Source organism: Shewanella sp. Isolate13, from assembly GCF_022398325.1.
Classification (GTDB): Bacteria; Pseudomonadota; Gammaproteobacteria; order Enterobacterales; family Shewanellaceae; genus Shewanella.
Genome location: NZ_JAKEVD010000043.1, coordinates 20,785 through 31,913, shown reverse-complemented (window position 1 = coordinate 31,913; position 11,129 = coordinate 20,785). Strand labels below are relative to the sequence as shown.

Genomic DNA, 11,129 nt, shown 5'->3' with positions numbered 1-11,129 from the left:
GATGAGTGATGATGAGTCTCTTAAAGCCAGTTCGTTTTCGATGTAAGCATAGTAGTCGAGAAAAATGATTTGTCATAACGAGTAAAAGCTATCATCTTAATCGATAATTCCGAACAGGATTAACAACTCAATGATATTAGATGTTTAACAAGCACTTAGATAAGCACTAATGGGGAAGATCTTGAGAATAAAATCCTATAACCAGCAGAAAATGAAGTTCTTAACGAAAAAATCGATTAAGCGCCCCGTCTAGAGAGAGGACTCGCTAACACTAGAAGGGTATTAGCGAGGTATAAGCAGTCAAAACAATTAGCGACTAAGGTTATTCCCAAACATCGAATCGGGTCAGCGAGCGTCCAAGCTGAAAATCCAGCTGCTGCGATAACGCCTGCGCCTTGGTTTTTAAACCACTGGCACTTATCTCACGTTTGGCCTTACCCGCAAACACCACCCAGTTACCGCTGCCCGTTAGGCAGGCACGCACCTCGACAAAGTAGTTATTAAGGTAAGCGAGCAACTCACGGTTGTGGCTATGCTCTTTCCAGCAGTTAAGTACTAAATAACCATCGGCCTTGATCATAGCCGCGCATTGGGCGATAAAAGACTCCGACACCTGGGCCGCATCGACACCATCGGCGCTATAGATATCGGTGAAGATCACATCGACCCGCTTATGGTCACCCGTCTCTAAAAACTGTTTCGCATCCTGATTAATCACCTTGAGCTTTTTACTAAGTGGTAGCTGGAAGTAACGCTTAGCCAGCTCAATCACATCGGCACGTAGCTCAACGGCTGTGAGTTTGATCCCGGCATCGAAGTGACGCAGCGCATGAATGAGTCCACCGCCACCTAAGCCGAGTACGATAGCGCTCTTAGGTTGGTTATACAGCAACACTAATAACATGGCTTGTACATAGGTATGCTGCGGAATATGCGGCGCAGCTTTGAGTAGCTTACTCTGCTCGTCGTTTTCACCAAATGCCAGAACTCTCGCTTCCTTATCGTCTAATACGATAAGTGGGCCGTATTCATCTTGGGTTTGGTGCAGTACTTGATAATCTGACATGGGGTCTCCGACATTTGGGGCGCTATTATGCGTTAAATTCAGCTTTAATAAAATGCCCCCCCTGATAGCCCCAAAGCCAATCGCAGCGAACGCTTACAGTAACAAACAATACACATCAACAAACAAAAATCAGCACGGCGCCAAACTTAAGTACAAACACCACCGCCAACAAACAAATCACAGCAATAGCACTACAAACCAAACAAGTTTCCAACCCAGAGTTGCGATCATTATCACATCTCATTTTTTACCGATACATACAATCAGCGCCACTCTCAATTTAGTAAGATAAACCAATGAAAAAGACAATCTGTGCAGTCGCGTTAACTGCAATTCTAAGCACTCAACTGACAGGCTGCATGGGCCAAATGGGTCTAAGCGCCATGGTAACTAAGGCTAACCTTAGCGCTGTAGACAACCGTTACGGCCGCGCTGGCCTATTTATGCTGATGAGCCCAATTTATGGCTTCGCCGCGACTGGCGATCTATTTATTGTTAACAGCATCGAATTCTGGACAGGCACCAACCCTGTCACAGGTCGTTCACCAGCCGTTGTAGACATGCCAGTTGAAGCGATTTTCAAGGTGAACCAGCACATCGATGGCGACCTAACTACCGCTCCGCTAAAGAACGTTAAGCTAACTAGCGCTTCAATGGTTGCAACTGACGAAAATACCTTAGCAATGACACTGATTTATGAAGATGGTAGCCAGCAGGTTATGTCTGGCGTTAAGCAAGGCGAGCATGTTGATTTCTATCTAGATAACAATTTCATTGCTCGTGTAAGCACTGATGAGCTTGCGGCTTACCAGCAAGGTTAATACCGTTCGGTATAATAAATAATGCTTACTCCGTGATCTGCAAAGGGCCAGTAATACTGGCCCTTTTTTATTTGCTTCGATTGAAGCGTCTGATCCTGAGTCCGTTACTTTAGTGTTCGCTGAAAAAATGCCACCGCCTGCAGGTACATCTGCAGCGCAAGCGCCGGGTCATACCTGCTATCACCGTCACGCATAAAGGCATGCTGAGCGTTGACTTCCAGCCAGTTAAACTTAACGTCAGTGGCTTCAAGCTTGTCATACACCAGCTTGCGCCCCTCGCTAGATACGTGAGGATCTTGCTTACCAAACACCATCACCAACTCGGCCGCAATATCGCCCGTTCGGCTTAAGGAGTCATTACCCTTGTCGCAGGGTAAAGTGTTGGAATGAATATCGGTCGGATATAAACAAAACGCCCCTTGGATATCGGGGTTCAGCGCAGCGCGGTAGGCTAAATGACCACCAATACACACCCCCATGCTACCAATATTACTGCTGCAAAAGCTTAGGCTACGAGCAAAGTCCACCAACGCCTCGGTGTCGGTGTCATGGTCTTCAAGGCGCTTAGCAAACTTGTCTGCGTTGCCTTTGTCTTTACCTATATCGTCATACGCAAGCACGGTACCGATAGGGTTAAGCTCATGGAACACTTCTGGAACCAAGACCACAAACCCATGTCCAGCGAGGATCGCCGCCGCACGGGCAATCGGCGCCGTTTGCTGAAAGATCTCTGAATAGAAAATAATGGTGGCAAATTGCCCATCACAATCGGGGCGGTATAGGTAGGTCCGCATGGTTCCCGTTGCGGTGGAAATATCGTGGGTCTCTTGAGTAATGATCATCGGCTCTCTTTCCTTAGATGCTGGTAACTGAACATTCACTCGCCACATTCGCGACGAGCGAATGGTGAAGTATTCTAATACAACTGATTAGGACACACTTCTCCCGCCAGTAGCTGGGTTACGTTTGTCAGTGTTGTATGTGCAATCGCGCTCAAGGCTTCCTCGGTTAAAAATGCCTGATGACCAGTAAAGATCACGTTGTGGCATGCCGATAGACGTCTGAAAACATCATCTTGAATGATCTCACTCGACTTATCTTCAAAGAATAGCTCTTTCTCATTCTCGTAAACGTCTAGAGCCAATGAGCCTAGCTGACCAGACTTAAGCGCCTCCATGGCATCGAGGGCATTTAGCAAGCCGCCACGGCTGGTGTTGATCACCATCACGCCCGGCTTCATCTGACTAAAGCTCTTTTGACTCAGTAGATGATGGTTCTCTTTAGTCAGTGGGCAATGCAAACTGATCACATCACAAATGGGATACATCTGCTCCAGCGATAAATACTCGACTCCTAAGTCAATTACCGCTTGATTAGGATAAGGATCGTGAGCGACAACTTTACAGCCAAACCCTTGCAGCACCTTGATAGTCGCCAGACCAATCTTACCCGTACCGATGACACCGACGGTGCGGCCATGCATATTAAAGCCCACTAGCCCCTCAAGTGAGAAGTTTGCATCTCGGGTACGTTGATACGCTTTATGAATTTTACGGTTTAGGGTGAGCATGAGTGCCACCGTGTGCTCGGCAACCGACTCGGGAGAATAGGCTGGCACATTTACCACCTTCATTCCCAAACGCTCTGCGGCCTCAAGATCGACATTGTTAAAGCCCGCGCAGCGCATAGCGATTATCTTGGTCCCACCCTGTGCTAGCTCAACTAACACCTCCTCACACAGTGAATCATTGACGAAGGCGCACACGATCTCAAAGCCTTCTGCTAACTTCACCGTTTGCATACACAGTCGATAATCGAAATATTCAATATTGGCACCAAAGCTGGCATTGGTACGTTCGAAATACTGCATGTCGTAATGTTTAGCGCTAAAGAAGCCTATTTTCATTGTAGAAACCTTACCTAAATGAGAAGGGAAAACCGTAACCAGTGTATGTGATATTGGTAGATTTGTCTTGTGGGACATGGAGCTATGTCTAATAGGAGGGAGTTTTTAGACAAAGAAAAAGCGAGCTCCTGACAGCTCGCTTTCCAGCTTATTCTGAGGCTTTACTAAAGAGTTAAGGATAAATTCTCTTAAGCATTCAGATCAAAGCCATTATTGACTGAGCATAAAAATATCAATAATAGCAAGGAGTAAGCATATGCCTATTAGCCTATCACTATCTATAAATAGGTATCGATATCTGCTTCACAGATTTGTTGCGTGACATAGCCTTATCGCCACTAAAATAGACAATAATAGCTGTAAGTCTGAGCTTGTGATCTCTCAACGCTTTTCAAATAGTCATTTCCTGATAAGATTTGCTGCAATCTAGCAGCACAAGACTCCTTAAATATGGCCAGAAAAGAACTCACCGAAAAACAGTTTATGATCCAACGTTTTTCTAAAACTGCCCTACGCGCTTTGCATATCTTAGGGATCACTGGCGCAGGCGGTGGCATTTTATTGCACGTTCCTCAGGAGCAATGGTTGGTCTACTGGATCATGGCCATGAGTACAGGAGCCGCCATGATGGCTTGGGAAATAGTGCGTGACTGGCGCTGGCTTATTCAGCTAAAGGGCGTATTGACCTTGGTAAAGCTCGGTTTACTCGGTTTATTTATCCCCTTTGCCACATACAAGCCTGAGCTACTGATCGCTATCGTGTTATTATCCGTAGTCGTATCTCATGGCCCGGCTGGGCTTAGGCATTTCTCAATAGTACATGGACGCAGAATTGGTGGAAGAAAAGAAGTTAAAGGCTAGTAGCGCTGAGCTTATTACTCAGTTTTCAGCACTGACAGACTACCTAACACCCGGTTGCAAGGTACTCGATCTTGCCTGTGGTAGCGGCCGTAATGGTCAGTGGTTTAGCGACAGGGGCTGCCATGTAAGCTACCTAGACCGAAATCTAACTGGGCTAGATGTTACAGCAGACGATGGCAGTATCGAGTTATTGGAGTGGGATCTCGAAGATGGCAGCGCGCCGTACCTCCCTACCAAGCAGTACGATATCGTACTGGTTTTTAACTATCTACACCGCCCTCTCTTCCAGCAAATCATGGATTGTATCAAGCCCGGAGGGCTCGTTATTTACGAGACCTTTACCGAGCAACAAGCGCAAATTGGTCGCCCCAAAAATCCCAACTTCTTACTCAAAACGGGTGAATTAAAAGCATTATTTGCCAATTGGGGCATACTCCATTACGCTGAAGATCTATTAGGAGAATTACCTTCGGCAAGTTATAAGGCACAGCTTATCGCTCAAAAGCCGCTGGTATAGTACACATTGCCATAAACAGCATGAAATGGAGGCCAGCTATGTTCCCCTATCCAGAACAATATCGAGTTGCGCTTCCCCCTATCGTCACAGGCTTTATGGTTGTCTGGGCACTACTCAGTCGCTTGGTGTTTGGTGATGCCAGCGTACTAAGCCTGTACCCACTGTTAGCCCTTTTCCCTATCATTATCTTGCTACATCTCTATCTGATCTGGGATGCTAGAAGTATGGGACGCCTAGATCAATCCTTCTACGCCTTGATCCACTGCGCACTGGCGTTTGTGATTTGGACCTTTGCCATCATGCATGTTAATGGCCATGGGTTCTCCTAACCCAGCCAGAGCAATAACCAACAAGTTACTATGGATTGGCTCGAATCTGCTTGCATGAAGAACGGCCAAAGAGGTATCTTTGCCGCGCATTTTTAATAAGGTTCTATCATGACTGATTTCGTCTACTCTCCTCCTACTACGCCATGGCTTGAAGTCTTACATCAAGACAGAGATATTATGGTTGTTAATAAGCCATCAGGGCTGCTCTCTGTGCCGGGTCGAGATCCAGCCCATGCAGACAGCACCTACACTCGAGTATTGGCAGAGTTTCCAGACGCAAAAATCGTTCACCGCTTAGATATGGCGACCTCAGGCGTTATTGTTGTGGCTTTACTGCGCAGCGCCGAGTCAGAACTTAAACGTCAATTCAGAGACAGAGAAACCGAGAAGACCTACTATGCAAGGGTCGCAGGTCATGTAAAAGAGAGCCACGGCACGATTAATCTACCACTTATCTGTGACTGGCCAAATCGCCCAAAACAGAAGGTGGATCATAAGATAGGCAAGCCATCACAGACCCACTATGAAGTGATCAGCCGAGGCAAACGCTCAACCTTAGTCAAGCTAACACCAATTACCGGGCGCTCTCACCAACTGCGAGTGCACATGATGGCACTAGGGCACCCAATTTTGGGCGATAACTTCTATGCAGACCCGCTAGCAAAAAGACTCGCCCCACGGCTACTGCTGCATGCTCAGTCACTGACTATTACTCACCCTTACACTAAAGAGCGAATGACCTTTAGCTGCGATGCCCCCTTTATGGATGCCGAAGGCGAGCAGTAAAGCTGATTGATGTTGCTTTAATGTCGAGCGTCAACAGACACGAAATAGTCTTTGGCGCTATCGCTCGATAAAACTTTGCCACTTTAAATTATGCTTAGCACATACAAGCTCAGCGTCATCCCCTTTGCCTCATGCCAAGACAAGCCTCTGCAAGATAGAGATGTGCTACCTCCAGCACTTCTTCGATAAATCAGTAGAATATTCATCAAAAAATACGTAAATTGTTTAACTAACCAATAAGCAATTGACCAATTTATTATGGAAGCCCCATTTCAAAGAGATTCTCTCGACAACCAAATCCTGTCTGCATTAATGAAAGAAGCCAGAACTCCTTTCGCCGAGCTGGCTAAGCGTTTCGGCGTCAGCGCGGGGACTATCCATGTTCGCGTTGAGAAGATGAAACAGGCGGGCATCATCACAGGGGCTCAGATCACCGTCAACCCTAAAGCCTTAGGCTACGATGTATGCTGTTTTATCGGTATCAACTTGAAGAGTGCCGGTGACTACCCAGCCGCTATATCTAAACTCAATGCACTCGAAGAGGTGGTTGAGGCCTATTACACCACAGGTAACTACAGTGTGTTTGTAAAGGTAATGTGCCAGTCTATCGATGGCTTACAGCATGTATTGATTAATCGTATCCAATCAATTGATGAGATCCAATCAACAGAAACCTTGATTAGCCTACAAAACCCTATAGTACGGGCAGTTAAGCCGTAGGTAGCGACACAATTAAGAAAAAAGGCTAACAATTGTTAGCCTTTTTCAGTTAACGACTAAGCTCTATGCTTACGACGCATCCATACAACTGGAAGCAGCAGTAAACCTACCCATCCAATCGAACCGCCTTTATCAAGCTCTTGTTTTTCCGTTACTGAAATAAATGTCGTTGTAGTATCTGAGTTACCATTAGCATCGGTAACTGTCACTTCAAACGACAAAGTATCACCTTGGCTGCTCACTGCTGGCGCATCGAAGCTAAACGTTTCAGCTTGCTTATCAAATAGGACGGGGGCTCCGCTCGTTTGTAGCCATTGATAAGTTAACTCATCGTCATTGCCATCATAAGATGCTGCAGCGCTGACATTAACAGTTTGCCCTTCAGTTACCCATTCTGGCGAACTTGCCATTGCGACTGGTGCAACTTCAGAGACTCCAAACTTAACGGTTTCTTCTACTATGTCGCCACCAAGCTCATTGGTAAGCTTCATCGCATATGCAGGTCCCGCTTTTGTTGGAATGAAGTCAAAACCAACAGCCATAGCCTCACCAGAAGACGCTTCTTGTACAACAGTCCAAGTAATCGTATTCCCCTCTTGTGTACCATCATTAGAAATATTGGCAACTTTATGGCCAGCTGACATTTGAGCAGAGAATGAGTACTCTTTGTCTACATCGCTAAAATTAGGTGCAATATTAAAGCTAACACGACTCGCAATCCCCGCAGTCATATCATCAGATAAGCTGTGGATATGCGATACATCATCTTTACGAGTTACACGTACTGGCAATTCAACCTTGTAGCTTTTATCATCAGATTCAAGAATGACAAGCCCTGAGGTACTGTCATTGATATCCCAATCGAAAGTCAGACTAAACTCACCTTCAGATTCTTCAACCGCCACTGATACATCATCACTTAATGACTCTTCATTGGCTAAAATAGACGTGATCCTCATCGTCACATCATCACTGCCCCCCGGTGTTGAAGCTGTATAGCCTGTAACAACTAAATGGTAAGTTCCTGCTGGTAAATTAGTAAACGAGATCGATTCATCAGAATCAAAACCCGCACTCCAAGCAATGATTTCATCCCGACTATTCAATATTCGTAAATCGACATCTGGTGCAGTCTCAGACGAAATTGAAATCTCTACATTCCCCATCGCTGGAAACAGCATCTCAATAGAAGCAAACCCATCTTCAGGAACACTTAATGTAATGGGGTCAACAAAATCAGAGACCTTGTCATACACACCTGCAGTGATATCTTTCAGTTCACTGGAAGTAAAGCCTTTGTAGGTCATACTCCCTTCACTGCGACCCGCTGTAATGTCAAAACTTGCAGGCAAGTTATCGCTATGGCTCTTAACCGCAACTGGCAGTTTCACTTCTGGCATACCTTCAGCTATCAGCTTTATGTTAGCAAAGCTCCAACCTGTATTTACTGCTGACACATCGGCTGTCACTAATAGCTCTTGGGTTTCACCAGCTTTAAGCTGAAAACTTGCAGGGCTAACGTTAAGCACCAAGCCATCAGCCACTCCCATAGTGCTTGCTGTCCAAGCACCATCTTTAGTCGCTTTGACGGTACGAGTCCAACTGCATTCGCTTACACATTTAGCATTAGCCATCGTTGCGAAATTAAGCTCTGATGGTTTCCCACCTATATTGGGATCTGCTTTAACATAATCTACATAGCTCTCATCCATCACTAACCCCGTTTTAGCCGCGGCCTCAACGTTGGCATAACCTGCCCCCATATCGAAGAAATCAGATGCGGTAACACCATTTTCTTTATAGGTATCTTGGTTAGCCGTTAGCATAAGTGCAGACTGAGCTTCAGCGGGCGTCCACTCAGGATGAATACTGGCTAGCAAAGTTAACGCACCAGCAATATGCGGGCTTGCCATTGATGTGCCACTTAAAAAACTATAGTTATTTGGATTAGGAAACTGCTTAAAGCCATCTGACTGATCATCAGCGTAAGCGGCAAATATACGCACACCCGGCGCAGCAATTGACGGTGCAATCACATCAGGAACAGACTTATTGGGTCCACGAGATGTAAATCCAGCCGCAATCCGTGCAAACTTTTCATCATGAATAACTTCAGTGCCAGTGATGGTCGCCTTATGCCCTGTACCACTGGCTAACCAAGCTTTAAGCGCATCACCTTTATCTGCATCCACATGAATAGCTGGTAATACATGGGCATCGGCCACAACATTTCCAGCACCATTTTGTTTATTGACGAGTACCAAGCCTGATGCCCCACCAGCTAGGACATTACGACCTTTATCTACACGAATATTTCCACCACGATCACATACTACGATGGTATCTGCTGCAAAGGTGTCTGCTGGGAAGGATTCTAAACACAGAGCTGAATCGTTATCTGGATCATTACTGTTTTCAAAGTTCCCCGCATAAACAATAGAACCGGTGAACCCGCCAGTCATAGATTTACCTGTAAGTGTTGTAGGGATTTCAGTATCACCACCTACAAACGTACCTATGCTCTTTTCGGTCAAATCACGATCATGAGTATAAGCTGCTACCGTTGTTAGCCATGGTGCATCACCAGGCGAACCTATAGTTTCAGGTCTAGGGCCTGAATTACCTGCAGAAGTGGCTACATGGATCCCTGCTTTACGGGCAGATAGAAATGCCAAGGCATCAGCATCATTCCAAGGGTTGCTAGAGCCACCACCAATAGAATAGTTAAGCGCATCAACACCCTTTTCAATCGCGTGCTCAACAGCAAGTACCGTTAATGAAGGTAAGCAGCCTGCAAAACCAATGCTATCTCCACCACCAGGCAAGCATACTTGGTATGACACTATGTTTGCATGTGGTGCAACACCCGATATAGAGTCAAAAACAACCCCTGAGTCCCCACCATCAACATCAGGTACATTAACGTTAAACAACACATTGCCCGCTGCAGTGCCAGCAGTGTGCGAACCATGTCCATTGTGATCTTCGCCATTTGCCGGTACGTCGATATCATAATCGAGGTATTCATCTGTCACGGCAGGCCAACTGTGAACACCAATGAGTTTATCATTACAAAGCTCAGGGAAGTCGCCTGCACAATCTCCAGAATAAACACCTTGGCCCCATGGATTCGTGTGATCATAATCATCACCTCCGATATCGGCAAAAGAAGGATGATCAGTGTTAATGCCTGTATCGATAATCCCCACAATCATGCCTTCGCCTTGGCTTTCTGTTCCTGTTGCTTTACCACTCCAGATTGCTGGTGCTTTAATGATTGCGGGGCCTGAATCTGACGTAGGTTGACGCAAAATTTCACGTTGAATATTAGCGATACCTGCAACCTTGGCAAGCTCTACAGCCTGCTCTTGCGTCATTGCAACCACTAACCCATTATATGCGAGCGTAGTTCTTTGTTTTACATTAAGCTCGCCTAAGATACTGCTCGCTTTTTGAATGACCTTATCTTGTCGTGAAGTAAGAAATGAGCGATAAGACTTTACGCTATCACTTGTCACATCTAGCTTTCTGTTCTTGCCCTTTACCTTTTCAACCGATGTTGCTTTATAGCCTTCAATACCACCTTGGTACAATGCAACCGGGCTTTCGATTAGTCGAACAAAGTACCGATAAACGCCAGGCTCTAACTTAGGTTCAGGCGTAAAAATGGCGTTAGTGTTGAGGAGTTGGCGTTTAAAATAGGGCTTGGACTTAGGTGTTTCCACATCCAAATTAGCTTTTGTTTGAGAAGATAGAATGTTAATGATTTGTGGTTTTTTATTGGGCTGTGTCGCTAACACGCTTGCAGACATAGTTACCAAGGCAGCAGAAACTGCGATCGCTATTTTTGTTTTCAATTGTCAATTCCTTTATACGCAAATGTATTTTGATATTTCGATTTACATTGCCTAACCGCCTAAGCCAGAAGGGAAGCGACCAACAACCCCATTAACTGCATGTTTGACTTAAGCCTATAGAATTAGTAACACAATACAAAAGTCATAACAAACAACTTGTTAACAAGTTTTGACCGGAAAGAGATAAATAAACGTTTGTTTGTAAACAGTGGGTTACAGTAACAACTTCAACAGTATGCTTTTTTACTTGTATAACGCATCATTGA

The 11,129-nt window shown here is 45.5% G+C and carries 10 protein-coding genes; 6 read left to right on the top strand and 4 right to left on the bottom strand.

The genetic code is table 11. From position 1 onward, the window contains the following. Window positions 1-322: 322 nt before the first annotated feature. Window positions 323-1,066, bottom strand: coding sequence for a fused MFS/spermidine synthase (locus L1D44_RS19310; RefSeq protein ID WP_239892905.1), 744 nt, complete (start codon window positions 1,064-1,066; stop codon window positions 323-325). A gap of 296 nt (window positions 1,067-1,362) precedes the next feature. Between L1D44_RS19310 and L1D44_RS19305 the strand changes: the two genes are divergently transcribed. Further along, complete coding sequence (locus L1D44_RS19305) at window positions 1,363-1,887, top strand: DUF3332 domain-containing protein (RefSeq protein ID WP_239892904.1); 525 nt, start codon at window positions 1,363-1,365, stop codon at window positions 1,885-1,887. 104 nt (window positions 1,888-1,991) lie between these two features. Here the strand turns inward: L1D44_RS19305 and L1D44_RS19300 are convergent, their stop codons facing one another. Both L1D44_RS19300 and L1D44_RS19295 read right to left on the bottom strand, forming a co-directional pair. Next, window positions 1,992-2,729 carry a dienelactone hydrolase family protein gene (locus tag L1D44_RS19300; protein ID WP_239892903.1) on the bottom strand — a complete coding sequence of 246 codons (738 nt, stop codon included), beginning with the start codon at window positions 2,727-2,729 and terminating at the stop codon, window positions 1,992-1,994. Between the two features lie 74 nt (window positions 2,730-2,803). Next, the gene (locus L1D44_RS19295) at window positions 2,804-3,793 is read right to left on the bottom strand and encodes a 2-hydroxyacid dehydrogenase (RefSeq protein ID WP_239892902.1); all 990 of its coding nucleotides are present in this window, start codon (window positions 3,791-3,793) and stop codon (window positions 2,804-2,806) included. 450 nt (window positions 3,794-4,243) lie between these two features. Between L1D44_RS19295 and L1D44_RS19290 the strand changes: the two genes are divergently transcribed. The 5 genes from L1D44_RS19290 (at window position 4,244) to asnC (ending at window position 7,006) form a co-directional block, all read left to right on the top strand. Then, window positions 4,244-4,654, top strand: coding sequence for a hypothetical protein (locus L1D44_RS19290; RefSeq protein WP_239892901.1), 411 nt, complete (start codon window positions 4,244-4,246; stop codon window positions 4,652-4,654). After that, window positions 4,614-5,171, top strand: coding sequence for a methyltransferase domain-containing protein (locus L1D44_RS19285; RefSeq protein ID WP_239892900.1), 558 nt, complete (start codon window positions 4,614-4,616; stop codon window positions 5,169-5,171). Before L1D44_RS19290 ends, L1D44_RS19285 begins: the two co-directional genes overlap by 41 nt. Window positions 5,172-5,209: 38 nt before the next feature. After that, window positions 5,210-5,500 (top strand): hypothetical protein, encoded by a 291-nt coding sequence (locus tag L1D44_RS19280; protein WP_239892899.1) that lies wholly within the window; start codon window positions 5,210-5,212, stop codon window positions 5,498-5,500. Window positions 5,501-5,608: 108 nt separating this feature from the next. Then, on the top strand, window positions 5,609-6,286 hold the full coding sequence (gene rluA / locus L1D44_RS19275) for a bifunctional tRNA pseudouridine(32) synthase/23S rRNA pseudouridine(746) synthase RluA (protein ID WP_239892898.1): 678 nt from the start codon (window positions 5,609-5,611) through the stop codon (window positions 6,284-6,286). Between the two features lie 258 nt (window positions 6,287-6,544). Beyond that, window positions 6,545-7,006 carry a transcriptional regulator AsnC gene (asnC, locus tag L1D44_RS19270; protein WP_012275918.1) on the top strand — a complete coding sequence of 154 codons (462 nt, stop codon included), beginning with the start codon at window positions 6,545-6,547 and terminating at the stop codon, window positions 7,004-7,006. Between the two features lie 56 nt (window positions 7,007-7,062). Here the strand turns inward: asnC and L1D44_RS21820 are convergent, their stop codons facing one another. Further along, entirely contained in the window at window positions 7,063-10,863 is a 3,801-nt protein-coding gene (locus L1D44_RS21820) for a S8 family serine peptidase (RefSeq protein ID WP_275660537.1), read from the bottom strand. Window positions 10,864-11,129 lie beyond the last annotated feature (266 nt).